The 23,071-nt window shown below is 58.7% G+C and carries 26 protein-coding genes and 2 pseudogenes; 18 read left to right on the top strand and 10 right to left on the bottom strand.

Annotation, left to right across the window (positions count from 1 at the left end):
- Positions 1 to 8 precede the first annotated feature (8 nt).
- Both AC3IX4_RS16560 and AC3IX4_RS16555 read left to right on the top strand, forming a co-directional pair.
- Positions 9 to 1,151, top strand: a complete 1,143-nt coding sequence (locus tag AC3IX4_RS16560) for an acyl-CoA dehydrogenase family protein (protein ID WP_489256508.1) — start codon at positions 9 to 11, stop codon at positions 1,149 to 1,151.
- 260 nt (positions 1,152 to 1,411) lie between these two features.
- A complete protein-coding gene (locus AC3IX4_RS16555) occupies positions 1,412 to 1,951 on the top strand; it encodes a PadR family transcriptional regulator (RefSeq protein ID WP_489256507.1) in 540 nt (179 codons plus the stop codon).
- Between the two features lie 48 nt (positions 1,952 to 1,999).
- On the opposite strand, the gene AC3IX4_RS16550 is transcribed toward AC3IX4_RS16555, so the two are convergent.
- Entirely contained in the window at positions 2,000 to 3,010 is a 1,011-nt protein-coding gene (locus AC3IX4_RS16550; RefSeq protein WP_489256506.1) for an NAD(P)H-dependent flavin oxidoreductase, read from the bottom strand.
- Positions 3,011 to 3,245: 235 nt separating this feature from the next.
- A pseudogene (locus AC3IX4_RS16545) lies at positions 3,246 to 3,467 on the bottom strand (SDR family oxidoreductase); the annotation flags it as partial.
- Between the two features lie 317 nt (positions 3,468 to 3,784).
- Between AC3IX4_RS16545 and AC3IX4_RS16540 the strand changes: the two are divergent.
- The 3 genes from AC3IX4_RS16540 to AC3IX4_RS16530 are packed head-to-tail and all read left to right on the top strand — an operon-like array spanning position 3,785 to position 7,187.
- On the top strand, positions 3,785 to 4,879 hold the full coding sequence (locus AC3IX4_RS16540; RefSeq protein ID WP_489256505.1) for an alpha/beta hydrolase: 1,095 nt from the start codon (positions 3,785 to 3,787) through the stop codon (positions 4,877 to 4,879).
- A gap of 60 nt (positions 4,880 to 4,939) precedes the next feature.
- Positions 4,940 to 5,995 (top strand): alpha/beta hydrolase, encoded by a 1,056-nt coding sequence (locus AC3IX4_RS16535; protein WP_489256504.1) that lies wholly within the window; start codon positions 4,940 to 4,942, stop codon positions 5,993 to 5,995.
- A 19-nt stretch (positions 5,996 to 6,014) separates the two neighbouring features.
- Complete coding sequence (locus tag AC3IX4_RS16530; RefSeq protein ID WP_489256503.1) at positions 6,015 to 7,187, top strand: (R)-mandelonitrile lyase; 1,173 nt, start codon at positions 6,015 to 6,017, stop codon at positions 7,185 to 7,187.
- On the opposite strand, the gene AC3IX4_RS16525 is transcribed toward AC3IX4_RS16530, so the two are convergent.
- On the bottom strand, positions 7,175 to 8,068 hold the full coding sequence (locus tag AC3IX4_RS16525; RefSeq protein ID WP_489256502.1) for a LysR family transcriptional regulator: 894 nt from the start codon (positions 8,066 to 8,068) through the stop codon (positions 7,175 to 7,177). The two genes, AC3IX4_RS16530 and AC3IX4_RS16525, sit on opposite strands and share 13 nt — an antisense overlap.
- Positions 8,069 to 8,228: 160 nt before the next feature.
- On the opposite strand from AC3IX4_RS16525, the gene AC3IX4_RS16520 reads away from it, so the two are divergent.
- The 5 genes from AC3IX4_RS16520 (at position 8,229) to AC3IX4_RS16500 (ending at position 10,312) form a co-directional block, all read left to right on the top strand.
- Positions 8,229 to 8,522, top strand: a complete 294-nt coding sequence (locus tag AC3IX4_RS16520) for an IS1096 element passenger TnpR family protein (protein ID WP_489261304.1) — start codon at positions 8,229 to 8,231, stop codon at positions 8,520 to 8,522.
- Entirely contained in the window at positions 8,461 to 8,622 is a 162-nt protein-coding gene (locus tag AC3IX4_RS16515) for an IS1096 element passenger TnpR family protein (protein ID WP_489261303.1), read from the top strand. The genes AC3IX4_RS16520 and AC3IX4_RS16515 overlap by 62 nt, the downstream gene beginning before the upstream one ends.
- A gap of 129 nt (positions 8,623 to 8,751) precedes the next feature.
- On the top strand, positions 8,752 to 9,219 hold the full coding sequence (locus AC3IX4_RS16510; protein ID WP_489256501.1) for an anti-virulence regulator CigR family protein: 468 nt from the start codon (positions 8,752 to 8,754) through the stop codon (positions 9,217 to 9,219).
- Positions 9,220 to 9,473: 254 nt separating this feature from the next.
- The gene (locus AC3IX4_RS16505) at positions 9,474 to 9,620 is read left to right on the top strand and encodes a hypothetical protein (RefSeq protein ID WP_489256500.1); all 147 of its coding nucleotides are present in this window, start codon (positions 9,474 to 9,476) and stop codon (positions 9,618 to 9,620) included.
- 113 nt (positions 9,621 to 9,733) lie between these two features.
- The gene (locus AC3IX4_RS16500) at positions 9,734 to 10,312 is read left to right on the top strand and encodes a UPF0149 family protein (protein WP_489256499.1); all 579 of its coding nucleotides are present in this window, start codon (positions 9,734 to 9,736) and stop codon (positions 10,310 to 10,312) included.
- Positions 10,313 to 10,608: 296 nt separating this feature from the next.
- Here the strand turns inward: AC3IX4_RS16500 and AC3IX4_RS16495 are convergent, their stop codons facing one another.
- The 6 genes from AC3IX4_RS16495 to AC3IX4_RS16470 all read right to left on the bottom strand — a co-directional run bounded on the left by AC3IX4_RS16495 (position 10,609) and on the right by AC3IX4_RS16470 (position 13,375).
- Positions 10,609 to 10,893 carry a hypothetical protein gene (locus AC3IX4_RS16495; RefSeq protein ID WP_489256498.1) on the bottom strand — a complete coding sequence of 95 codons (285 nt, stop codon included), beginning with the start codon at positions 10,891 to 10,893 and terminating at the stop codon, positions 10,609 to 10,611.
- A gap of 60 nt (positions 10,894 to 10,953) precedes the next feature.
- Positions 10,954 to 11,160 (bottom strand): hypothetical protein, encoded by a 207-nt coding sequence (locus tag AC3IX4_RS16490; RefSeq protein WP_489256497.1) that lies wholly within the window; start codon positions 11,158 to 11,160, stop codon positions 10,954 to 10,956.
- Positions 11,161 to 11,193: 33 nt separating this feature from the next.
- The gene (locus tag AC3IX4_RS16485) at positions 11,194 to 11,418 is read right to left on the bottom strand and encodes a hypothetical protein (RefSeq protein WP_489256496.1); all 225 of its coding nucleotides are present in this window, start codon (positions 11,416 to 11,418) and stop codon (positions 11,194 to 11,196) included.
- Between the two features lie 145 nt (positions 11,419 to 11,563).
- A complete protein-coding gene (locus AC3IX4_RS16480; RefSeq protein WP_489256495.1) occupies positions 11,564 to 11,773 on the bottom strand; it encodes a hypothetical protein in 210 nt (69 codons plus the stop codon).
- A 119-nt stretch (positions 11,774 to 11,892) separates the two neighbouring features.
- Positions 11,893 to 12,912, bottom strand: coding sequence for a branched-chain amino acid aminotransferase (locus AC3IX4_RS16475; RefSeq protein ID WP_489256494.1), 1,020 nt, complete (start codon positions 12,910 to 12,912; stop codon positions 11,893 to 11,895).
- Between the two features lie 181 nt (positions 12,913 to 13,093).
- Positions 13,094 to 13,375: a DUF6555 family protein gene (locus AC3IX4_RS16470; RefSeq protein ID WP_489256493.1), complete on the bottom strand. Its 282-nt coding sequence runs from the start codon at positions 13,373 to 13,375 to the stop codon at positions 13,094 to 13,096.
- Positions 13,376 to 13,506: 131 nt separating this feature from the next.
- Between AC3IX4_RS16470 and AC3IX4_RS16465 the strand changes: the two genes are divergently transcribed.
- From AC3IX4_RS16465 to AC3IX4_RS16450, 4 genes and pseudogenes are all read left to right on the top strand, one after another.
- The gene (locus tag AC3IX4_RS16465; RefSeq protein ID WP_489256492.1) at positions 13,507 to 13,659 is read left to right on the top strand and encodes a hypothetical protein; all 153 of its coding nucleotides are present in this window, start codon (positions 13,507 to 13,509) and stop codon (positions 13,657 to 13,659) included.
- Between the two features lie 360 nt (positions 13,660 to 14,019).
- Positions 14,020 to 14,868, top strand: a pseudogene (locus AC3IX4_RS16460) (two-component system sensor histidine kinase NtrB); the annotation flags it as partial.
- Between the two features lie 82 nt (positions 14,869 to 14,950).
- A complete protein-coding gene (locus tag AC3IX4_RS16455) occupies positions 14,951 to 16,393 on the top strand; it encodes an ATPase domain-containing protein (RefSeq protein ID WP_489256491.1) in 1,443 nt (480 codons plus the stop codon).
- 23 nt (positions 16,394 to 16,416) lie between these two features.
- Positions 16,417 to 16,773, top strand: coding sequence for a response regulator (locus AC3IX4_RS16450; protein ID WP_489256490.1), 357 nt, complete (start codon positions 16,417 to 16,419; stop codon positions 16,771 to 16,773).
- Positions 16,774 to 16,810: 37 nt separating this feature from the next.
- Here AC3IX4_RS16450 and csrA read toward each other — a convergent pair whose 3' ends face one another.
- The gene (gene csrA, locus AC3IX4_RS16445) at positions 16,811 to 17,008 is read right to left on the bottom strand and encodes a carbon storage regulator CsrA (RefSeq protein WP_166570056.1); all 198 of its coding nucleotides are present in this window, start codon (positions 17,006 to 17,008) and stop codon (positions 16,811 to 16,813) included.
- A 255-nt stretch (positions 17,009 to 17,263) separates the two neighbouring features.
- On the opposite strand from csrA, the gene lexA reads away from it, so the two are divergent.
- The 4 genes from lexA to AC3IX4_RS16425 are packed head-to-tail and all read left to right on the top strand — an operon-like array spanning position 17,264 to position 23,007.
- Complete coding sequence (gene lexA, locus AC3IX4_RS16440) at positions 17,264 to 17,881, top strand: transcriptional repressor LexA (RefSeq protein ID WP_489256489.1); 618 nt, start codon at positions 17,264 to 17,266, stop codon at positions 17,879 to 17,881.
- Positions 17,881 to 18,498, top strand: coding sequence for a translesion DNA synthesis-associated protein ImuA (imuA, locus tag AC3IX4_RS16435; RefSeq protein ID WP_489256488.1), 618 nt, complete (start codon positions 17,881 to 17,883; stop codon positions 18,496 to 18,498). Before lexA ends, imuA begins: the two co-directional genes overlap by 1 nt.
- 7 nt (positions 18,499 to 18,505) lie before the next feature.
- Positions 18,506 to 19,921, top strand: coding sequence for a Y-family DNA polymerase (locus AC3IX4_RS16430; RefSeq protein WP_489256487.1), 1,416 nt, complete (start codon positions 18,506 to 18,508; stop codon positions 19,919 to 19,921).
- On the top strand, positions 19,918 to 23,007 hold the full coding sequence (locus AC3IX4_RS16425) for an error-prone DNA polymerase (protein WP_489256486.1): 3,090 nt from the start codon (positions 19,918 to 19,920) through the stop codon (positions 23,005 to 23,007). Before AC3IX4_RS16430 ends, AC3IX4_RS16425 begins: the two co-directional genes overlap by 4 nt.
- Positions 23,008 to 23,071: the final 64 nt, after the last annotated feature.

Genomic DNA, 23,071 nt, shown 5'->3' with positions numbered 1-23,071 from the left:
CACTGATCATGAATTTCAAAATGACCGAAGAGCAGCAGATGCTGCAAGAGACCGCCGCACGTCTGGTGCGCGACGCTTACAGTTTCGAGGCTCGCGAGCAATATGCACGCAGTGAGGAAGGTTTCAGTCGCGCCTTCTGGCAACAGCTCGGCGACCTGGGGCTGACAGCCGTGCCGTTCCCTGAAGCGCTGGGCGGCTTCGGTGGCAGCGGTGTCGAGACCCTGCTGCTGATGACCGAGCTGGGTCGGGGCTTGTGCCTGGAACCCTATGTGCAATCGGTGATCTATGCGGGTGGGTTGATCACTCAACTCGGTAACCCGGCTCAACAGCGAGATTGGCTGCCTCGGGTAGCCAGTACTGAGTTGCTGCTCACCGTAGCCTTTGAGGAGCCGCAGAGTCACTACCATTTGAACGATGTCCAGACGCGTGCCGAAAGCGATGCGCAAGGCTGGACGCTGACCGGTAGAAAGGCTGTGGTGATCGGCGGCCATCAGGCCGACTTGATTCTGGTCAGCGCCAGGGTCAGCGGTGAGAGCCGTGATGAGCATGGCATTGGCCTGTTCCTGATCGACCCGCAGGCCGATGGCGTCGAGCGTCGCAGCTACCAGACCGTTGATGGCCACAAAGGCTGTGACCTGTACCTGGACAAGGTGCGGGTGTCCAACGACCACGTGCTGGGTGAGCCGGGCAAGGTCCTCGCGGCGCTACGTTATCAGCAAGGCAGGGCGATTGCCGCGCAGTGCGCCGAAGCGTTGGGCAGCATGGAGGAGGCGTGTCGCCTGACACTGGATTACCTGAAGACTCGCCAGCAGTTCGGTGCGCCGATCGGCCAGTTTCAGGTGTTGCAACATCGCATGGTCGATATGCGTACTGAGCTTGAGCAGGCCACCAGCATGGCCATCCTGGCCGCTTGTTGCGCCGATCAGGTGGACAGTGTCGAGCGCAGCCGTACCCTGGCGGCGGCCAAGTTCATTGTCACCCGCGCTGCGCGCAGTATTGCAGAGCAGGCCATCCAGCTGCACGGCGGAATTGGCATGACCTGGGAATATGCACTGGCACACCACGCTAAACGTCTGGTCCTGCTCAGTCATCAGTTTGGGGATGACGACCATCACTTGAAGGCGTATTCGACATTGCTCAATGTCGCCTGAATAGATGTTCACAACGGGCCGAAAGGCCCGCTCAGGCTAATGACAAACCCTGTAGCCGCTGCCGAAGGCTGCGATGCGGCCCGCCAGGGACGCCAACGGGGATATCAAGATCCTGCGCCCGCTCTGCGGTCGATCGCAGCCTAGCGGCAGCGGCTACAGATTGAAGCAACCCGTTGTTGGTTTGTTCGCAGCCTGAACGGGCCGAAAGGCCCGTTTTTCTGGAGGTGATTAATGATGGGGGCGCTGATAGAATCTGGCCCATGTCAATTCAACACGCACTCCTTACCTCACTCTTGGAAAAGCCTTCGACGGGCTACGAATTGGCTCATCGATTCGACCATTCCATGGGCTATTTCTGGCAAGCCACCCATCAGCAGATTTATCGAGAACTGGGTCGTATGGCCAAGGCTGGATGGGTCATCGTGCAGGACGATGAAGAGGCGGACAGACGCCGAAAAAAACTCTATCGAGTACTTCCCGAAGGGCGTGACGAGCTGGTTCGTTGGGCCGCTGAGCCGGGTGGGGCGTCTGACAGTACCCAGACCTTGCTGATCAAACTTCGCGCTGAAGCAGTGATGGGCCCGCTGGGGCTGCACACAGAATTGCAGCGCCTGATAGAGCAGCACAAGGCGCGTCTGGACCTGTATCTGAAAATCGAGCAACGCGACTTTTCAGCCGATCAGATGTCGACCGCACAGCGTTTACAGCATGTGGTCCTGCGGCGCGGGATCCTGACGGAACAGAGCTGGCTGGAATGGGCCAACGAAGTGCTACCGCTGGTACAACCCCTGCCGCAGTAGTGCCCATGCTTTGCTTGAAGCGCAGCATGGGGCATTCGGGGGATGCGCTTAGAGGCAAGCCTCAGTGGCTTTTGCTCTTGTTGTGGCAACAGCGGGTGTGAGCCCCAGCCGCTTGCGTGATGCCTGATACTGTTCCTTGAGACGATCGATCAGATCTGCAGCACGCACCACCTCCTTGATCGCGCCAATGCCTTGGCCTGCTCCCCAGATATCCTTCCAGGCCTTGGCTTTCGCCGTTTCACCAGAACCGAAATTCATCTTCGATGGGTCTGACTCGGGTAACTCGTCCGGGTCTAGGCCACTGTTGGCGATGCTTTGTCTCAGGTAGTTGCCATGTACGCCAGTAAAGAGGTTGGAGTAAACAATGTCGACGGCTGAGCTATCGACAATCATCTGTTTATAGGCGGCTTGTGCATTGGCTTCTTCAGTGGCAATGAAGGCGGAGCCGATATAAGCCAGGTCAGCGCCTGCCGCTTGAGCGGCGAGGATAGCGTTGCCGTTGGAGATAGCGCCTGAAAGCAGGAGAGGGCCATCAAACCATTCACGAATCTCGTGGATGAGTGCAAACGGCGAAATCTTCCCCGCATGCCCACCCGCACCCGCCGCTACGGCGATCAGACCGTCAGCGCCTTTTTCAATGGCTTTTTTCGCGTAGGCATTGGTGATGACGTCGTGCAGCACAATGCCGCCGTAGGCATGCACGGCGTCATTTACATCTTCGCGAGCGCCTAATGAAGTAATGATGATGGGGACTTTGTACTTCGCGCATAACGCCAGGTCATGTTCGAGTCGGTTGTTGGATTTGTGCACTATTTGATTGACGGCAAACGGGGCGGAAGGCCGATCAGGGTGCAGAGCATCGTATTGCGCGAGTTCGGTGGTGATTCGCTCCAGCCACTCACCCAGAACATGGGCAGGCCGGGCATTCAAGGCCGGAAATGAACCCACTACACCCGCCTTGCACTGAGCAATCACAAGGTCTGGATTGGAAATAATAAACAGTGGTGAACAGACCACTGGAAGCGATAGACGGCCATTCAGAATAGTAGGGAGAGACATGAAGGCTCCAAGAAGTAGGATGTAAATCGCAGAGGTTAGGCTGAATTTGCCTCGCCGTGAGCTCTGTCTTCAAAGGCGCGAAGGGGTGGTAAGCGGCGACACCCCTTATGCAACCAGTTGCATGAAAGGTAGCAGGTCGATTTTTTATGTGCAACCAGTTGCATATAAAGCGTGAGGCCGGGATTGCGTTGTCGTTCGATGTGAACCTCACGTGCCGCGCTTCATCATCGAGCGGCGCCGTGACGCCGCCATCCATCAGGAAATCGCTGCCGGTGATGAAGGTGCCTTCCGGACCCATGAGCAGCGCGCCGAGGGCGCCCACTTCATCGGGTGTGCCGCCGCATCCGGCCGCACAGAGGTCGATCATGCGCCGGTAACCTTCGCCACGTGGGCCGCTCAATTCGTCTCACGCGAGCGGGGTGAAGATGATGCCTGGGCTGATGGTGTTCACTCGCGATTGCCCTGCGCTTGTTCGCCCAGGCCGTCCGGGATTGGGCGAGTCAATCTCAATTGCCGGGGGGCAGGGGGCTAGCGTTGACGCCGATAGTCGCTGGGTGAGAAACCGGTGTCCTTGCGAAAAATCCGCGTCAGCTTGAAGACGGATTACATCGACCGACATCAGCAGTCAGACGTCCGATACGCGCGGTGGCGACTTTGCGCTGTACTCATCGAATCTATGTGATTTTGGTATTAGTGCTATGTAATTGGCGCTGTTTATCTATCAATGCTTGAAAGGTACTTTGCTTCTCTGCGATATCAAATCGAGAGCAAGTCATGACTCAGTGCTCCATCCACCGATGCGTGTACGCCGTTGCAAAGGCTGGCACGCTTTGTTTCGCGTTGTGCGCCGCCGAGGTCGTCAATGGCTCTGATCGCCCGCCTCTGGTGATCAGGGATCAGGGAAGTCTGGTGGCCGGCGGTGGACTGATCACTCAGCCGGGAGTCTTTGATCCCTACAAACCGATGATGCCCGATGGCCAGTCCTACCACGGCGACCACGTGTACGCGTTTTATCAAGTGCCCGTCGACGCTCGCCCGCTTCCGATACTCATGCTGCATGGCGCGGGGCAGTCCGCGAAATCCTGGGAGACGACGGCGGACGGACGTGAAGGGTTCCAGAACATATTCCTGCGACGAGGATTCTCCACGTATCTGATCGATCAGCCTCGCCGTGGTGATGCGGGACGCAGTCTGGTTGAAGCGACGATCAAACCTTTGCCCGACGAGCAGCTGTGGTTCAACCAGTTCCGCATTGGCTTGTGGCCCGATAGCTTCGAGGGCAGTCAGTTTCCGCGTGGGCAGGCGGCGCAGGAGCAATTCTTCCGTTCGATGACGCCCAACACCGGGCCTTACGATATTGACGTCGTATCCAACGGCGTCTCCGCTCTGTTGGAAAAGACCGGACCGGCCATCTTGTTCACCCATTCTCAGGGCGGCGGCCCGGGTTGGCTGACGGCGATCAAAAGCTCAAATGTGCGAGCTATCGTGGCGTTCGAGCCGGGTAGCAGCTTCGTGTTTCCAGAGGGGGAGGTGCCCGCTCCGATTCCCAGCGCGTTCGACACGCTCTCGGGCCAAGCCGTATCGGCGGAACAGTTCAACGCTCTGACCCAAATCCCCATCGTCATTTTCTACGGCGACAACATCCCTGACCAACCGGTTCGGTTACCCGCCCAGGACAGTTGGCGCGCACGCCTTGAAATGGCGCGCCTGTGGCGCGATGCGGTGAACCGTCGCGGTGGTGACGTCAGGCTCGTTCACTTGCCGGAGATCGGCATCAAGGGCAATAGCCATTTCCCGTTTTCGGACATGAACAATGTCGAGATCGCAGATCTGGTTTCGAAGTTTCTCGCAGAAAAAAATCTGGATTGACCCGGTGCGTGGCGTAGTCAGCCACGCCGCTCACACACTTGAAATGTCAGGAGTATTTTTATGATGCGAACCACGTTAAAGGCCACGTTGATGGCCGCGATGATCGGGATGGGGGGCGTCGAAGCCGAGGCCGCAGACTACAAGCAAAATCCCTTCACCTTGACCTACGGTGGCGCGCTGACGAAAAACGAACAGGGCAAGGTCAACATCCATCCGGTCACCTACAAACGGGGTGGCCTGAACATTTCCGCCAACGTGTACACCCCGGCAAACTATGACGCGGCGAAAAAATACCCGGTTGTTGTCGTGGCGCACCCCAATGGCGGGGTGAAGGAGCAGGTCGCGGGCCTGTATGCCCAGCGGCTGGCGGATCAGGGCTACATCACGATCACGGCGGATGCGGCGTATCAAGGGGCCAGTGGCGGTAAGCCGCGCAATGTGGACAAACCGGCGCATCGCATCGAAGACATCCATGGCATGGCGGACTTCATCACCAGCTATCCCGGCGTCGATAGCAAGCGCCTGGGGCTGCTGGGGATCTGCGGCGGTGGCGGTTATTCATTGGCGGCGGCGCAAACCGACAAACGCTTCCAGTCCATTGCGACATTGAGCATGTTCAACTCCGGGCTGGTTCGCCGTAATGGCTACCAGGATTCGCAGCTGTCGACGATTCAAGAGCGTTTGCAACAGGCGTCGGCGGCCCGTGCGCAGGAAGTGGCGGGTGGCGAGGTTCGTTATGTCGGTGACGCCAAGCTGTCCGATGAACAGATCGCCAAGCTGCCGTTTGATCTGTATCGCCAGGGTTTCGAGTACTACGGCAAGACCCACGCCCACCCCAACTCGACCTTCCGTTACACCCAGAGCAGCCTGATGGACCTGATGAGCTTCGATGCCACGGATCAGATCGAGTTGATCGACAAGCCGTTACTGATGATCGCGGGCAGCAAGGCCGACAGCCTGTACATGTCGCAACAAGCCTTTGCCAAGGCCACCGGCACCCAGGACAAAAAACTGTTCACTATCGATGGCGCGACCCACATCGACACCTATTGGGTGCCTGCGTATGTGGATGTCGCCATGGACCAGTTGACCGCGTTTTACGCCAGAACGCTCTGACTTGAAGGGATACATCCTTATGAAAAACACCTTGATAGGCATCGCGGTGTGCGCCGCCCCCTTTGCCGACGCCGCGGGTGCAGACAATGCCAGTGACTCTCGTCGGGCCGAACAACAGATCAGCCGCGCGGGTACTCAGGCTGCGGTTGAGGGGCCTGCGGACTATTTTACCGGGCGGGTACGCGTCGATCCGTTGTTTCCCGCTACGGGCCCGATCAATGCCTCCGGCGCTTACGTCAGCTTCGAACCCGGTGCTCGCTCAGCCTGGCATACCCACCCCGCAGGACAGCGGTTGGTGGTGACTTCCGGCGTGGGCCTGGTTCAGGAATGGGGCAAGCCAGTGCAGGAAATCCTCCCGGGTGATGTGATCGTCTGCCCACCGGGCGTCAAGCACTGGCATGGCGCCGCACCGGCGAGCGCCATGACGCACCTGGCCGTGACGGGCTCGGTGGATGGCAAGAGCGTGGAGTGGCTGGAGAAAGTGACCGACGAGCAATACAGCGCCCAGAGCACGACGATGCCAGCCGCCATGCCCGCGGCACCACCTGTATCGCAAACGCTGTCCGCCAAACAGCAGGCCATCCCGTTGATTGCAGCCGCCATGGCCACAAGCAACATGTCCGGGCTCAATGCTGCGTTGAATCAAGGACTGGAGGCGGGGCTGACCGTCAGCGAGGTGAAGGAGACTCTTGTGCAGCTCTACGCCTACAGTGGTTTTCCACGCAGTCTCAACGCACTTGGCGAGCTGATGAAAGTGGTCGAGGCACGCACGCAACGCGGCGTTCGGGACGATCCGGGGCGCGAGCCCCTACGTGTTATTCCCACCGGCGATGAATTGCTCGCGGCGGGCAAGGCCAACCAGACGCGCATTGCTGGCGCACCCGTCAAGGGCCCGTTGTTCGACTTCGCGCCGGTAATCAATCAGTACTTGCAGACGCACCTGTTCGGCGACATCTTCGAGCGAGACAACCTGGACTGGCAAAGTCGTGAGTTGGCCACCGTCGCCGCATTGGCCGTTACCCCTGGTGTCGAGGCGCAACTGCGCTCGCACATGGCGGCCAGTCTGCGGGTTGGCCTGACCGCTGCACAGTTGCGTCAACTCATCCAACTGCTGGCCGTCCAAGGCGATGCTGCTGCGGCCAAGCGTGCCGGCGAAGCGTTGGACACAGTGCAGGCCAATCAACCCAAATAGCGCAGGGTTTCGCGCAGTAAACTGAAGGCCGGTGAACTCTGGCGCCGGCTCGGATAATAGAGGTGGTAACCAGAGAACGGTTCGCACCAATCCTCAAGCACGCGAATCAACCGACCCTGCGCCACCTGCTCCTGCACCAGGTCCTCCGGCATATAGGCCAATCCCAATCCCTGAAGAGCGGCTTCCAGGCGCATGGCGATGTTGTTGAACACCAATTGGCCTTCGACCCGCACTTTCAGTTCTTGCCCGTCTTTCTCGAACTCCCAGAGGTAGAGGCCGCCGTAAGTCGGCATACGTAGGGTGATGCAGTTGTGCGCCGTGAGATCACTCGGGATGACCGGCTTCGGATATCGGGCGAAATACGCCGCTGAGCCAACAACCGCCATGCGCATGTCGGGGCCGATGCGCATGGCGATCATGTCTTTAGCCACCTGCTGGCCCAACCGTACACCGGCATCAAAACCCTGCGCAACGATATCGGTAAAGCCGTAGTCGACGATGATTTCGATATTGAGATCGGGATTGTCGGGCAGCAGTTTCGCGAGCACCGGCTGCAGAAGGGTGATTGCCGAGTGTTCACCTGCCGTGATGCGCAATTTACCCGCCGGCTTGTCGCGAAACTCGCTGAGCAGAGCCAGTTCACTGTCGATTTCTTCGAACCTGGGAGCGATCACCTGCAGCAAATGCTCGCCGGCTTCGGTGGGGGAGACGCTTCGAGTGGTACGAGCCAGCAACCTGACCCCCAGTCGCTCCTCCAGTTGGCGCATGGCCCGGCTCAAGGCCGGTTGAGACATGCCGAGCTTGGCGGCGGCGCGGGTGAAACTCCGCTCTTTGGCCACGGCTGAGAAGATCGCGAGTTGGTCGTAACTTTCGACGGTCATTTATGCGCCCCTGTTATAAACAGCTTGCGATTATGCCATCTCGAACTTTCCATGGTGATTTTTCAGTGGAAACCGGTAGCAGCAACGCTCAATACCGAGGCAGCTCGCATGCTGAGGGTACATATAGAGGTAGAAAAATACCCACCAGCATGAGTTTGAAATTGATGGGGAAAGTTATGGCGTACCTGAGCCAGGTTGGGGCCCGGCGGCGGTCTCGGAGCAGCGCAAGACGCTGATCAAGGTCTTGTACGCAAAGAAGACGTTTCGCTATGTCTATGACTTCGGCGATAACTGGGAGCACCGCATCAAAGTTGAAAAAAACCTTGCCTGCCATTGTTTTCCCTCAAGTGCCGTACTGCATCGAAGGCGCCAATGCTCGCCCGCCAGAAGATGTGGGTGGCGCACCGGGATACGAAGACTTCTTGGCGGCATTATTGGATCCCAATCACCCTGAGCACGAGGCGATGTCAGAGTGGCACGGGAATGACAGTTTTGATCCGACGGCGTTTGATTGTGATCGCGTTAATCAATGGTTGAAGCAGGTCAAGGTCTGATAAGTAAGAGGGGGCGGACGGTTACTACAAACACGCCCCTCCGTGGCTGGATATGGCATTGGATGAGTGAACTTCAGTGCTCAATGTCGTCTACATTGGAGGGGCATTCCTCTTTCTGAGAGTACGGATATGTTCAGATCGAAAACATTGATTTCAGTGCTTACCAGCTTCGCCTTGGTCGTAGGCTCAGCCGGGGCCTTGGCCGATCCAGGAAATGGAAAAGGGCAAGGTAGCGGGAAAGGTAATCCGCACGATGTTCAAGGTCATGGCCACCAAGGCAGCGGCGGGAAGGGAAAAGACTCAAACCAGAACGACTGGGGGCATGGCCCCAGTATTGATCGGGGGAGTGTCTTGAACGTCTTGAATAGCTACCACAGCTATTGGAGCCCAGGGCTTGCACTTCCTCCTGGAGTCCAGAAGAATTTGGCCCGGGGGAAGCCCCTTCCACCCGGCATTGCGAAGAAACTCGATGGGCGGTTGCTAGGTCATCTACCGCGTTATGAGGGGTATGAATGGCAACAAGCCGGGACGGATCTGATTCTGGTGGCAATAGCCACAGGCATCATTTACGAAGTACTTAATGGCGCTTTGGACTAGGCACATGGCTTGTATTCTTCAAGCCTGGAACTCTCGATCTTCGGACATAATCGCTGAATAAACAGCCACCCTCAGCCTCGCTAGAGCAATCTACCGGGGCTTCGTCATATCTGCATGACATGAAGTTGTAATTAGCCCGCAAGTGCCGTGTCCGAGTGAGAATTAGACTCTACTATGTAAATATGCCGAAGGAGTGGTGTGAATCCAGGACATCTTGACCCTTGAGGGCGTGCCAACGTCCCCGGAGCCGCCGCATGAGCCACATCTATTGGGCATATATCGTTTTTGGCATCATGCTGATCAGCTCCGCCCTGGTATTGGCTCTGGGCATGGCCGTTGCCCGTCGTAGAAGCCGCGAGGAGTCCATCAGCCGGCGGCGGAACTCGCAGGACAAAAAGTGAGCAGTTGTTCGGGCCGATTACCGGCACTGGATTAATTTCTTCGCAGGCGCCATCCTCCCCGTTTTTTCAGGCATGTCTCAAGAGAGACGTGCGAGCCGCGCAAGGAATTTTTCATGCAAGCCCAACCCCTCGACGCCCAAGACTTCGAATTTATCGAAGACGTTCTGCTCAAATACGGCAGCGACCACTCCGTGCTTAATCCCTCGGAGCTGGACGGCTACTTCACAGCGCTGGTTTCCGGGCCCGAGCAGGTGGACATTGCAGTCTGGTTTCCAGGGATCTGGGGTGGGCAAACGCCCGAGTGGGAAAGCCCGGATGAGTGTAAACAGTTCATTGATTTGAGCGTTCGCCACCTGAACACCCTCGCTGGCCAACTGGCCCTCAATGCCCAGGCATTCAGCCCGCGCTTCGAGCAAACCGAATATCAGGGCCAAATCCTGACGTTGGCTGAAGAGTGGTGTTTTGGTTATCTGCGCGGTGTTGCTGAGGGCGAGTGGCCTACGCTTTCAGAAATGCCTGCGGCAAGGCTTGAGACCATTGCTGAATGTGCAGACCAGGACAATTTCGAACTTCCCGCTGATCTGGATGTGGGGCAACACCTCCAAACGGTCGCGGCGATCGAGCCTGCAGCCCGCGCCTTGCATGATTACTGGCTCGCGCAACGCCAGCCGGTACTGGGCACTGTCCACTGATCCGTATTTTTTATCGTTATCTGCCTCTGTTTCCAGATCAGCGACCGCTCGACAATAGCGCTGTGACTTCCCCTGAGTATCAGGGTGGGCGCAGCACTTATTGCACTGTCGATGTGTGACTGAGGAGGCCTAATGGCGAAGCTTGCGTTGTTTCTGGGAGGGGCCTTGACCCTGACCATTCTGCTGGGTGCTTTGGCGACTATTTCTCCCTTGTGAGCGAAGAATAGCGGCGATGACGCCTTTTTCTGGCGCGTCATTGCTGTTCGCAACTATCCAAGTATCAATTTGCACGCGCTTCAGACGTGGGGTTGGCCAGCAAACCCGCGCGGCAGACGATGAGTGCCCGGCATGGCAGCCAGGCGTTTGATCCAGTCGCCTCGCCAGTCAGTGGCCGCATGGGCGGTCTTGGCCTTGCGTGCGGCCCTGCGTGCAGCGTTGCGTTGGTTGCGTCGCGCTTCCTTGAATACATCGGTGTTCTTGCAGCTACGGCATTTAACCCGTGCAAGTTCGGTGGTGGAGGGGAGGTTGCTACCGTGGTGCCCGCAAGCCAAGTGTCCGGCAGTCTTGTAGTGAATGACCATCAGTGGTTCTCCTGAATGCTTCATACACTCTTTGAGACAACCACTGGTCCGGCGCGTTCATCAATCATTCATGAGTTCGGCGATACCGCGAGTGATGTGCTCCAGGTTGTCGTCGATTTTTGCCAAGGCCTCGCGAACGTTTTGCGCAACTTCCGCCGAGCCGTGCTGCTCTGCCCACAGCGACAGCTCCTCGACAGCTGCCGCAATGGCCAGCTGGTTTTCGTTGAGCTTGAACAGCAGGGAGGGAATGAGGTCGTTGGTCGGCATGACATTCTCCTCCGGTAGGAGCTGCCTGGCGCGTTATCGAAAGCGGGGTAGAGGCCGCTCGACGTTCAGGGACGTGAGGGTCTTCTTCACCAAGACTTCGTCAGCCTCGACCGCCTTGAGGCTGTCGCGGATCTTGCCGGCCACGGGTACGTCACCCTGGCGGTCAATCCAGTCGGCAATTTCCTTGCAAGCAGAAGCCAGCCGATCCTGGCGGTGATTGATTAATGAAAGCAGGTTGGTGAGCTCTTTATCGGCCATTTGGAATTCCTCCGTTTAGCGAACAAAGTGTAGCAGCCGCCTTGAAATGTGCTCGCGCAATGCTCGAGAGCGGCGGCGGCCTTCTTTGAGGGGTTTGCGATAAACGGTATCAGGCAGAAGGTCCGTGGACCTCAGTCGCTTAGGTTCAGATGCCGTCTTTCTCGGCTGGAGGCGTTGTGTCAGGCCAGGTACTTTCATCGCTCAGCACGGGCTTGCAGGTGCACTGCGAGCTTGGGCCTTCATGCAGCAATTGTTCGCACAGCCTGACGCCCAAGACGCTTGCTTCAAGCAGGCCTTCGTCGACCCATTCATCCTGTGGGTCAAGGACCGAGTCGTGAGGATCATCCCAGCTCATGAGCGCGCTCCAGTGATGGACGACTCCATCACTGTAAGCGCAACCCCGATTGGCCGGGACAACAACTGATCGCCGGTCAATCAGCCAGATGCCAGGGGATGGCATCTGGCTTGGGTAGGTCAGATCTTGACGATCCAGCCTGCAGGCGCTTCAACATCACCTTTCTGAATACCGGTGAGTTCATCGTAAAGACGCTGAGTGACCGGACCTACTTCTGTCTTGCTATAAAAAACGTTCAGTTTGCCTTGGTACTCGATACCGCCGATCGGGGTGATAACCGCGGCAGTGCCGCAGGCACCGGCTTCCTTGAAGTCGCCCAGCTGGTCGATGTACACGTCACCTTCGACCACTTCCAGGCCCAGGCGCGATTGGGCGAGTTCGATCAGCGACAGGCGGGTGATACCTGGCAGCACAGAAGGAGATTTTGGCGTGACGAACTTCTTGTCGCCGGTAATGGCGAAGAAGTTGGCCGAGCCGACTTCCTCGATTTTGGTGTGCGTCATCGGGTCAAGGTAGATGCAGTCGGCAAAGCCCTTTTCCTTGGCTTCCTTGCCTGGCTTCAGGCTGGCAGCGTAGTTGCCGCCGACCTTGGCGGCACCGGTGCCTTGAGGGGCGGCGCGGTCGAAGTCGGAAATCAGGAAATTGTGCGGTTTCATGCCGCCCTTGAAGTAGGCACCCACCGGAATGCAGAACACCGAGAAAATGAACTCAGGGGCTGTACGCACGCCAATGTTGTCGCCTACGCCGATGACGAATGGACGCAGGTAGAGGGCGCCGCCAGTACCGTAGGGCGGGATGAATCGCTCGTTGGCCTTGACCACTTCCTTACAGGCTTCGATGAACTGCTCGGTGGATACACCCGGCATCAGCAGGCGATCGCAGCTGCGCTGCATGCGCAAGGCATTTTGGTCCGGGCGGAACAGGTTGATGGAGCCGTCCTTGCAGCGGTAGGCCTTCAGGCCTTCGAAACATTGCTGGCCATAGTGCAGGGCGGTCGAGCCTTCGCTGATGTGAAGCTGATTGTCTTCGGTGAGCGCACCTTTTTCCCACTCACCATTGCGCCAGTGTGCAAGGTAGCGTTTGTCGGTCTTGATGTAGTCGAATCCCAACGTGTCCCAATTAATGCTTTCGTTACCCATGACACCCTCGATCAATTGACATCGCCTGGCGCTCCAGACGTCTTGTTCGCGCAAGAAACCATGATCATACCTTCAAGCCTTGCCCTATTTGCACCCCTTTTATCGTTGGAATGCAGTACAAAGGCCTGTATCTGTGATTTTCACTTGAATTTGTGCTGCACGATCGAAGGCGCGCATCCCTTCAAGGCGGCTCAGGATGGTCGTGATTGCTCAAATCCAGGGCGGCAAACTCGTCGGTGCCACTCAAGCGCCAGCGCACATCGTCCACGCCAAATTTTTCTGCCCAGGGCCTTGTGGTCTTTTTGACTTTTTCCCGGCCATAGCGGCCTATCCTGCCAATACCGGCATCGCAGGCGGCCCAATGCCAGGCCTCGGTGCTGTCCATTTTTTCGGCGCGGATGATAAAAGACTTGGGTGCACCGTGCAGTCGATAGTCAATCACGTAGAGTTTTGCGTTAATCATGAATCATTCTTCCCTCCCGGTTGTTTTCAAATGAGTCGTTGGGCGTAAAAAAATTCAGTTGGATTGTCTGAAGGAGGGTATGAAATTAGGCTTATGCTAGCTTTTGTCAACACGCGCCAGATGGAATCACAATGGATCAACCCAGCCGGCCCTCACTTGATTCGCTGCATGAAAGCCGTTATGAGCGGCTGGTTCAGACGGTTGTGGACTACGCCATCTATATGCTTAATCTCAAGGGCGAAGTGATTTCCTGGAACGCTGGCGCTGAACGCATCAAAGCATAGGTATCTACACAATTCTGGGGCAGCGCGGCTCTTGTAGCCGCTGCCGAGGTACGAGGCTGCGATCGGCGGCGAAGCCGTCGTAAATTCAGGCCCTTCGGTGTGCCTGATGGATTACGGTCTCAGGTTTTACGGCCGCTTCGCTGCCGATCGCAGCCTCGTACCTCGTCAGCGGCTACATTCGTAGCAGTAGACGAGTTCAGCGAGGCCAGGTCCGGGGACGTAGTCCTCGCAAAGCCTGTACTCGCGGTGTATCTGAATACTGAAGTGCCAGGTTTTACGACTGCTGCGCAGCCGGACGTGGCCTCGTTCTACTCGTCCACTGCTACGAAATGCAGTACACCAAAAGATGTGTAGATACCTATGCGCATCAAAGGCTACCGTGCTGAAGAAATTATCGGTCAGCACTTTTCAGTGTTCTTCACACCTGAAGACAAAGAGCAGGGCAGGCCTGCGCATTTGCTGGAGACGGCGCTGCAAACCGGCAGGGCGCATGATGAAGGCTGGCGTCAGCGCAAGGACGGCTCACGCTTCTGGGCGTTGGCCGTGCTGGACGTGATCCGTGACCCTGAGGGCAGGACCATTGGTCTTGCCAAGATCACCCGTGATATTACCGATCGACATGAAGCCGAGATTCAGCTCGATGAATACCTCGCTCAACTGTTCCAGGCGCAAAAACTCGAGGCGCTTGGGCAACTGACCGGTGGCATGGCCCATGACTTCAATAATGTCCTGACTATCATCCTCGGTTCTGCCCGTTTGGCGATGAACAGCAAGGACCCGGCACGCACGCTCAAGCTGCTGGAGCACATTGTCAGTGCAGGTGAGCGGGGCAGTCAGTTGACCCAGCAATTGTTGACGTTCGCCCGGCGCAAAGAATTATTGGTCCGTCGGGTCAATATCGTGGAACTGTTCGAGTCCACCCAGGCTCTACTCAGACACGCATTACCGAACCCTATCAGCTTGGATGTCCGATTGGCGCCACGGCTTGACGACGTTGAGGTAGATCCTGCGCAGTTGGAAATGGTCTTGCTCAATTTGATCTTCAACGCTCGGGATGCGATCGACGCTGACGGTGAAATCATTCTGAGTGCACACAATCGCGAACTGTCGGGTGAGTTCGAAGGCTTGCAGGGTGCCTACGTACTCATCGAGATCACCGATAACGGTCGTGGTATTGGTCCCAAGGCATTGCCACGCATTTTCGGCCTGGAGTGGCGGCGATTATCCGGCGTGATGGCACTGGAGTTGATTCAATGTCCACTACATCAAATCATCATCAAGGCAGGCCAACTTGGAACAGCTAAAGCGTGTCCGAAGCGGGATCGAAGGGCTCGACTCGTTGCTCAAGGGAGGGCTGGTGGTCGGTGCTTCCTATATTATTCAGGGCCGCCCGGGATCGGGCAAAACCATTCTGGCCAACCAGTTGGCGTTCAATCATATCAAGGACGGCGGGCGAGTACTGGTCGCGACCATGCTGGCCGAGTCTCATGAGCGATTGTTCCAGTTTCTCTCCACGCTGAGCTTTTTCGATGCCTCTCGCGTGGGCGATGACATTCAGTTCGTCAGCGCCTTCGATACCCTCGAACAAGAAGGCCTGGATGAGGTGGTCAAGTTGCTGCGTGGGGAAATTAGCCGACACCAGGCCAGCGTGCTGATCGTCGACGGTCTGCTCAATGCCCGCTCCAAGGCCGAATCGCCACTGGACACCAAGAAATTCATTTCTGCATTGCAGGGGCATGCCGCATTTGCAGGTTGCACGGTACTGTTTCTCACCAGCTCCCGGCTAGAAGATGGCAGCCCTGAACACACCATGGTCGATGGTGTGATCGAATTGGGTGAAGAGTTGCTCGGCAACCGCTCGGTACGCCGCATTCAGTTGCGCAAGACCCGCGGCAGCGGCGCGTTGTCGGGATTGCACGAATGTGAAATCACCGACCACGGGCTGGTGGTGTATCCGCGGCTTGAAAGCCTGTTCAGCCATCCTTCGCGGCCCGACAATTCGGACATGAGCCGTATCAGCAGTGGCATTCCCTCGCTGGACTTGTTGTTGGGGGGTGGGCTGGCGCGCTCCTCGGTATCGTTGGTGATGGGGCCGTCCGGGATTGGCAAGACGTCCCTGGGTATCAGCTTTTTGTCGGCCTCGACAGTGGCTGAGCCAGGCCTGCACTTTGGCTTTTATGAGTCTCCCATCCGTCTGCAGATCAAGGCCAAGGCCCTGGGTTATGATTTTGAAAGCCTGCACAAAAGCGGGGCGCTGCACATTGCCTGGCAGCCCACCACTGAAGGCTTGCTGGACGGTTTAGGGATGCGTCTGCTCAATCTGGTAGATGAGCACGGTATCAAGCGCGTGATGATCGACAGCCTTGGGGCCCTGGCACGTATCTCGACCAATTCGACCCGGCTCAATGAATTTTTCAGTGCCTTGACTGGCGAGCTGCGTGCCCGTGGCGTCACGGTATTTGCCACGTGGGAGATGCGCGACATTTTTGGCTCGGAGATCAATGCGCCGGCGCCCGATCTGTCGAGTATCGTCGACAACCTGCTGTTAATGCGTTTTGTCGATTATGAATCTGAACTTAAACGGCTGCTGTCCATCCTTAAAGTAAGGGACAGCCTCTATGATCCAGCGTTAGTGGAGGTCGTCATCAATGGTCACGGAATCGATCTGAAGAAGGCATTCAAGCATGCGACCGCCGTTTTGTCCGGCACTGCTGCTCCTAGCGCCAAGCCTTGACGCGTTTCACCGGGCCGTCTGAGATGAGCACCATTCTGATAATCGACGATGAGTATCTGATCGCGGAGATTCTCGGCATGGCCCTGGAGGACGAGGGCTATGAAGTGGTCAAGGCAACCAATGGGCGCAAGGGGCTGGAGCTGTTCGAAGAGGTACAACCGAAGCTGGTGATCACTGACTTCATGATGCCGGTGATGAATGGCCTGGAGTTTGCCAAGGAGCTCAGGGAGAGCGGCAACGAAGTGCCGATCATACTCATGAGCGGTGCCCAGGCCAGTGAGTGCCGTGATAACAGCCTGTTTGCCGCCGTGTTCGACAAGCCTTTCAAGACCGATGAGATTATCGACACAGTGCGCAAGTTCGTCGAACCGACACAGTGATTCTGGCCTACCGCGGGCAGGCCATGACCGTCTGGCATTATTGCTGGCTGTGATCTTTTTCCGGTGGCGGGCTGCCTGCCTGGATACGCTTGTAGATTTCCTCGCGATGGACCTGAACGTCCTTTGGCGCGTCGATGCCGATTCTCACCTGCATCCCTTTGACCCCCAGAATGGTGATCTTGATGTCATCGTTGATGACAATGCTTTCTCCAACCTTTCGGGTGAGTATCAGCATGAATTACTCCTTGAGTACTTGACAAACCTGGACAGTCGCTCCTTGCGGATATCAACCTGGCAGGTCCTTAGGGTTCGGAATGCATCCGTCTTACTCATCATTAAAGACGCATCCTGAAACTTTTAATTCCTGCCGATGGAAATAGCGCAAACAAGTCCTGACATTTTTCAAGTGTGGCACGCTTGACGCTCTTTTAGAAAGCATGGCTCCCCCTGATTAAGCGGTGCTAGCCATAATTCTCGAAAAAGAGTACAAATGTGCTCTATGACGACTTTATCTCCCCGCCGCAGTGCCATCCTGACCTTTATCCGCGACCGTATCGCGCAACAGGGCCAACCACCGAGCCTGGCTGAAATTGCCCAGGCCTTCGGTTATGCCTCGCGCAGTGTGGCGCGCAAACATATTCAAGCCCTGACCGAAGCCGGCTTTATCGAGGTGACGCCGAACCAGGCCAGGGGGATTCGCCTGGTGCGCTCGCTGCATCGTCCCGAGCCGCTGGATATCCCCGTGCTGGGCCAAGTGGCTGCCGGTGCGCCGATCGGCCCGGATGCGCGTGTACATGAGCGCTTTTTGCTGGACCCGCACTTGTTCAATCGCAGCCCTGACTACCTGTTGCGGGTGCGCGGCGACTCGATGATCGAAGACGGTATTTTCGATGGCGACCTGGTCGGCATCCTGCGCCAGCCCGAGGCACGAGAAGGGCAAATCATCGTTGCGCGCCTGGACGGCGAGGTGACGATCAAGCGCTTTGAACGCATCAAGGGTGGCTACCGACTGCTGCCCCGTAACCCCGCGTATTCACCCATTGAAGTCGGGCCAGACCGTGATTTCGTGATCGAGGGCGTGTACTGCGGCCTGGTGAGGCGCGACTGATGGGCGCCCAAGTCAGTCTCGATAGACTGCTGGACGAGCGGCGGGTCTGGAAGGGCCGTGCAGTCGCTCGACCCGCGGGCGTGCAACCGACCGGGCATGCCACCCTGGACGCCGCCTTGCCCAGCGGTGGTTGGCCTGCGGCTGCCCTGACCGAATTGCTGTTGCCCGCCGATGGCTGTGGTGAATTGCAGCTGCTGTGGCCAAGCCTGGCACGACTGACCGCCGGCAGTGAGCGAGTGGTGCTGATCGCACCACCGCATATTCCTTACCCGCCGGCCTGGCAGGCGGCGGGGGTCGATCTGCGTTGGTTGTCGGTCATAGAGGCCGGCGAGCGCGATGCGCTCTGGGCGGCGGAGCAGTGCCTGCGCTCAGGCAGTTGCGGGGCGGTCTTGTGCTGGTTGCCCAAGGCCGATGACCGGGCATTGCGGCGTCTGCAGGTAGCGGCAGAAACCGGTCAGACCCTGGCTTTCGCTTGTCGCCCGCAGCAGGCCGCGTTGACCCCTTCGCCCGCCGCCTTGCGCCTGGCCATCGACACCGCCCCGGCGCAGTGCCGAGTACTCAAATGCCGGGGAGGCCTGGCCCCGGCGATGCCAATTCCGTTCAACGGGCGAGGCTGATGCCATCATGTTGTGGGCCTGTATCCTACTGCCGCAATTGGCACTCGAAGGCGTCTTGCGCCAGTGTCCCGACCCGCATGCACCGCGGGTATTGCTCAGTGGGCCGCCCCAGCGCCGGGTGCTGCAGGCCGTCAACCCGGCGGCCCGGGCCTTGGGCCTGCGCCGTGGCCAGGCCCTGACAACGGCGCAGGCATTGGCCGGCGATTTTGCCTGCGTGGCTGAAGATCCGGCCGCCGTCGAACAACTGCAACAACTGCTCGCCGCCTGGGCCTATGGATTCAGCTCGCAAGTCAGCTTGCATTACCCTCGTGCATTGCTGCTGGAGGTCGGGTCGAGCCTAGGGTTGTTCGGGCCATGGCCAGTACTCGAGGCACGCTTGCGCCAGGAGTTGACGGCGCTCGGTTTCAGCCATCGTATCGTGCTGGCCAGTAACCCCCTGGCGGCGCGCATGCTGGCCAACGTCCACGATGGTTTGGCCCTGACCACTGCCGAGCAGACACGCCAGGCCCTTGAGCAGATGCCATTGGACCGTATCGGCCTGCCACCCAACGCTGCTGTTGCACTGGCGAGCATGGGCCTGCGCCGTGTACACGAGGTGTTGGCCTTGCCCCGAGACAGCCTGGCCCGGCGCTTCTCGGCCCAGGTGCAGTTGCATCTGGACAGGTTGCTGGGGCTAAGGCCCATGGCGCTGGCCTGCTATACGCCGCCAGACTGCTTCGATGTCCGCCTTGAATTGAATTTCGACGTTGAATCCCATCAAGCCCTGTTATTCCCCTTGCGTCGCCTGACCGCCGACTTGTCGGCGTTTCTGGCCGGGCGTGACGGCGGGGTACAACGCTTCACCTTGCACCTGGAACATGCCCAGGCGCAGGACACCTGTGTCGCGGTCGGCTTGCTGGCCACCGAGCGGGATGCCGGTATGCTCTTCGAGTTGGCACGAGGGCGATTGGAACAGGTGCGCATTCCAGAGCCGGTGCGCAATGTTCGGCTGGTGGCCGATCAATTACCCGCCTTTGTACCGCTGCGCGGCGAGTTGTTCGAGGCCAGGCCCCAGCAGACTCAACCCTGGGAGCAATTGCGCGAGCGCTTGCGGGCTCGCTTGGGCGATGAAGCAGTGCGCAGCCTGCAGGTGCGCGCGGACCATCGTCCTGAGTGCGCCTGGCAGGCCGGTCAATTGAATACAGCATCCTGTGTGCTGCCGGGTGTGCCGCGCCCGGGCTGGTTGCTGGCCGAGCCCTGCGCGCTGGATATGCCGATATCACGGATAGTGGCCGGGCCTGAACGTATCGAGTCCGGCTGGTGGGATGGCGCCGACGTGCGCCGCGATTACTATCTGATCGAAACGGCCCAGGGCCAGCACGGCTGGGCTTATAGAACCGTGGGCGAGGAGGGGCCGTTGATCCTGCAAGGCTGGTTCGCATGAGCCAGGGCTATGCGGAACTGCACTGCCTTTCCAATTTCAGTTTCCAGCGCGGAGCCTCCAGTGCCCGTGAGTTGTTCGAGCGCGCGCGCCTGCACGGCTACGAAGCCCTGGCGATCACCGACGAATGTACCCTGGCGGGTATCGTCAGGGCCTGGCAAGCAGCCAAAGAGGTGGGGTTGCCCCTGATTGTCGGCAGTGAAATACGCCTGGAGGCCGGGCCGAAAGTGGTCTTGCTGGCTGAGAATCTGGCCGGCTACCAGGCCCTCTGTCGGCTCATCACCTTGGGCAGGCGCCGTGCCAAAAAGGGCCAGTACTGCCTGCGTCGTGAAGATTTCGAGGGCGCGCTGGAGGGCCTGTTGGCGCTCTGGGTGCCCGACGATGAGCACAAACCGGAGCAGGGCTTATGGTTGCGCGAAGTGTTCCCCCAGCGCCTCTGGCTGGCGGTGCAGTTGCATTGCGGGCCGGATGACCGCCAGCGGCTCAAGCGCTTGCTGCAATTGGCGCACACGCTGGCCATTCCTGCGGTGGCCTGCGGTGATGTACATATGCATGCTCGCGGCCGCCGTGCTCTGCAAGACAGCATGACTGCGATCAGGCATCACACCACCGTGGCTGAGGCCGGTCACCGTTTGTTCCCCAATGGTGAACGCCACCTCCGGCCAATAGCGCAATTGGCGCAGCTCTATCCTCCCGAGCTGCTCGAAGCTTCGTTGCAGATTGCCCGGCGTTGTCGTTTTGACCTGGGGCAGTTGCGCTACCAATACCCTCGCGAGCTAGTCCCGGCCGGGCACAGCGCGGCATCCTGGCTACGGGAACTGACCGAACAGGGTATTCGTTGGCGCTGGCCAGAAGGCATCGAGGATGCGCCGCGCCAGATGATCGAGCGTGAGCTGGGCCTGATCGTCGAGCTTGGCTATGAAAGTTATTTCCTGACCGTCCACGACATCGTGCGCTTTGCGCGTGAGCGCGCCATCCTGTGTCAGGGGCGCGGCTCGGCGGCCAACTCGGCGGTGTGTTTCGCCCTGGGGATTACCGAGATCGATCCGGCGCGCATGAACATGCTCTTTGAGCGGTTTATTTCCCGCGAGCGCAATGAGCCGCCCGACATCGACGTCGACTTCGAACACGAACGCCGCGAAGAGGTGCTGCAGTACATTTTCACCCGCTACGGTCGTCATCGCGCAGCACTCACCGCCGTGGCCAGCACTTACCATGCTGCTGGCGCGGTCCGCGATATCGCCCGGGTGCTGGGCTTGCCGGTGGAGCAGATCAACGCCTTGGCCGATTGTTGCGGGAGCTGGAGCGACCGTGTGCCCACGGCGCAATACCTGCGTGAAAACGGCTTCGACCCGGACAGCCCGATCCTGCGTCGGGTATTGGCGTTGACGGGCGAACTGATCGGTTTTCCGCGTCATCTGTCCCAGCATCCGGGTGGCTTCGTGATTTCCGAGCAGCCCCTGGACACCCTGGTACCGGTGGAAAACGCTGCGATGCAGGACCGCACTGTCATTCAGTGGGACAAGGATGACCTGGATGCGCTCGGTCTGCTCAAGGTGGATATCCTGGCCTTGGGCATGCTCAGTGCCTTGCGCCGCAGCTTTGACTTGTTGCGCCGCTACCGGGGGCGCGACCTGAGCATTGCGACCCTCCCCCCGGAGGACCCCGAGACCTACCGCATGATCGGCCGGGCCGACACCATCGGCGTGTTCCAGATCGAGTCGCGGGCGCAAATGGCCATGTTGCCAAGGCTCAAGCCGAAGAACTTCTATGATCTGGTGATCGAGGTCGCCATCGTGCGCCCGGGGCCGATTCAGGGCGACATGGTTCATCCTTACCTGCGTCGGCGTAACCATGAAGAGGAGGTGGTGTACCCCTCGCCTGAGCTGAAGAAAGTCTTCGAACGCACCTTGGGTGTACCGTTGTTCCAGGAACAGGTGATGGAACTGGCCATTGTCGCCGCTGGTTATTCACCCGGCGAGGCCGATCAATTGCGCCGCTGCATGGCGGCCTGGAAGCGTCACGGAGGCCTTGAGCCCCACCAGAGGCGCCTGACCGAAGGGATGCTTGCCCGAGGCTATAGCGCCGACTTTGCCGCGCGTATCTTCGAGCAGATCAAGGGCTTTGGCAGTTATGGCTTTCCCGAGTCCCATGCCGCCAGTTTTGCCCTGCTGACCTACGCCAGTTGCTGGCTTAAGTGCCATGAGCCCGCGGCCTATGCCTGTGCCCTGATCAATAGCTGGCCGATGGGGTTTTACACGCCGGATCAGATCCTGCAAGACGCCAGGCGCCACCAGATCGAGATTCGCCCCGTGGATGTGCGCTACAGCGACTGGGATTGCAGCCTGGAGCCGCAGGATGAGCAGTTCGCCATTCGCCTGGGGCTGCGGCAGATTCGCGGTTTTCGTGAAGACGATGGCCGGCGTATCGAGCAGGCTCGGGTGTCGCGTGCCTTTACCGATGTGGCCGACTTGAGCCTGCGTGCCGGCCTGGACCGCCGGGCACGTGAATTGCTCGCCGATGCGGGGGCCTTGAAGGGCTGGGTAGGGCACCGCTATCAGGCGCGTTGGGAGGTGGCGGCGGTGCAGGCTCAACTGCCTCTGTTCGCGGGTATCCCGGCGCCACAGGAAGCCCCTGTGCCATTGCCGTTACCCAGCGTTGCCGAAGACCTGTGCGCCGATTACGCGACCCTGGGCACCACCCTGGGGCCGCATCCATTAGCGTTACTGCGCCGGCAGTTGAATGGGCTGGGCTGTCGCAGTTCGAAGGCGATGGAGGAGGCGGTGCATGGCGACACCGTCAGCGTTGCCGGGCTTGTCACCGGACGCCAACGTCCACAAAGCGCCAGCGGCGTGACCTTTGTCACCCTTGAAGACGAACACGGCATGGTCAATGTAGTGGTCTGGCGCGATCTTGCCGAGCGCCAGCGCCGGGTGCTGGTCGGGTCCCGGCTGTTGCAGGTGTTCGGCAAGCTTGAGTGTGAGGGCAGCGTGCGACACCTGATCGCTCGCCGCCTGCACGACCTGACGCCGCTGCTCGAGGGGCTCCGACCTGCTGTGCAAGGGTCTAATGCCTTTAGAAAGCTTTAGGAAATTTCCCGAAATCTTTCGGAAGGATCCTTTGATCTTTCAGAACCGTCCTCTTCAATTGCGA

The sequence above is a fragment of the Pseudomonas sp. KH_021 genome, from assembly GCF_057838865.1.
This window is presented reverse-complemented; position numbering and strand designations above follow the sequence as displayed.

Excerpts from the sequence above, each read along its gene's own strand:
- AC3IX4_RS16490 (WP_489256497.1), bottom strand. The coding sequence starts at position 11,160 with ATGCCGACCAACGACCTCATTCCCTCCCTGCTGTTCAAGCTCAACGAA.
- AC3IX4_RS16475 (WP_489256494.1), bottom strand. The coding sequence starts at position 12,912 with ATGGGTAACGAAAGCATTAATTGGGACACGTTGGGATTCGACTACATC.
- AC3IX4_RS16470 (WP_489256493.1), bottom strand. The coding sequence starts at position 13,375 with ATGATTAACGCAAAACTCTACGTGATTGACTATCGACTGCACGGTGCA.
- AC3IX4_RS16555 (WP_489256507.1), top strand. The coding sequence starts at position 1,412 with ATGTCAATTCAACACGCACTCCTTACCTCACTCTTGGAAAAGCCTTCG.
- imuA (WP_489256488.1), top strand. The coding sequence starts at position 17,881 with ATGGGCGCCCAAGTCAGTCTCGATAGACTGCTGGACGAGCGGCGGGTC.
- AC3IX4_RS16505 (WP_489256500.1), top strand. The coding sequence starts at position 9,474 with ATGAGCCACATCTATTGGGCATATATCGTTTTTGGCATCATGCTGATC.
- AC3IX4_RS16495 (WP_489256498.1), bottom strand. The coding sequence starts at position 10,893 with ATGGTCATTCACTACAAGACTGCCGGACACTTGGCTTGCGGGCACCAC.
- AC3IX4_RS16485 (WP_489256496.1), bottom strand. The coding sequence starts at position 11,418 with ATGGCCGATAAAGAGCTCACCAACCTGCTTTCATTAATCAATCACCGC.
- AC3IX4_RS16525 (WP_489256502.1), bottom strand. The coding sequence starts at position 8,068 with ATGACCGTCGAAAGTTACGACCAACTCGCGATCTTCTCAGCCGTGGCC.
- AC3IX4_RS16510 (WP_489256501.1), top strand. The coding sequence starts at position 8,752 with ATGTTCAGATCGAAAACATTGATTTCAGTGCTTACCAGCTTCGCCTTG.
- AC3IX4_RS16540 (WP_489256505.1), top strand. The coding sequence starts at position 3,785 with ATGACTCAGTGCTCCATCCACCGATGCGTGTACGCCGTTGCAAAGGCT.
- csrA (WP_166570056.1), bottom strand. The coding sequence starts at position 17,008 with ATGCTGATACTCACCCGAAAGGTTGGAGAAAGCATTGTCATCAACGAT.
- AC3IX4_RS16550 (WP_489256506.1), bottom strand. The coding sequence starts at position 3,010 with ATGTCTCTCCCTACTATTCTGAATGGCCGTCTATCGCTTCCAGTGGTC.
- AC3IX4_RS16425 (WP_489256486.1), top strand. The coding sequence starts at position 19,918 with ATGAGCCAGGGCTATGCGGAACTGCACTGCCTTTCCAATTTCAGTTTC.
- AC3IX4_RS16450 (WP_489256490.1), top strand. The coding sequence starts at position 16,417 with ATGAGCACCATTCTGATAATCGACGATGAGTATCTGATCGCGGAGATT.
- AC3IX4_RS16560 (WP_489256508.1), top strand. The coding sequence starts at position 9 with ATGAATTTCAAAATGACCGAAGAGCAGCAGATGCTGCAAGAGACCGCC.
- AC3IX4_RS16465 (WP_489256492.1), top strand. The coding sequence starts at position 13,507 with ATGGATCAACCCAGCCGGCCCTCACTTGATTCGCTGCATGAAAGCCGT.
- AC3IX4_RS16500 (WP_489256499.1), top strand. The coding sequence starts at position 9,734 with ATGCAAGCCCAACCCCTCGACGCCCAAGACTTCGAATTTATCGAAGAC.
- AC3IX4_RS16535 (WP_489256504.1), top strand. The coding sequence starts at position 4,940 with ATGATGCGAACCACGTTAAAGGCCACGTTGATGGCCGCGATGATCGGG.
- lexA (WP_489256489.1), top strand. The coding sequence starts at position 17,264 with ATGTGCTCTATGACGACTTTATCTCCCCGCCGCAGTGCCATCCTGACC.
- AC3IX4_RS16530 (WP_489256503.1), top strand. The coding sequence starts at position 6,015 with ATGAAAAACACCTTGATAGGCATCGCGGTGTGCGCCGCCCCCTTTGCC.
- AC3IX4_RS16480 (WP_489256495.1), bottom strand. The coding sequence starts at position 11,773 with ATGAGCTGGGATGATCCTCACGACTCGGTCCTTGACCCACAGGATGAA.
- AC3IX4_RS16430 (WP_489256487.1), top strand. The coding sequence starts at position 18,506 with ATGTTGTGGGCCTGTATCCTACTGCCGCAATTGGCACTCGAAGGCGTC.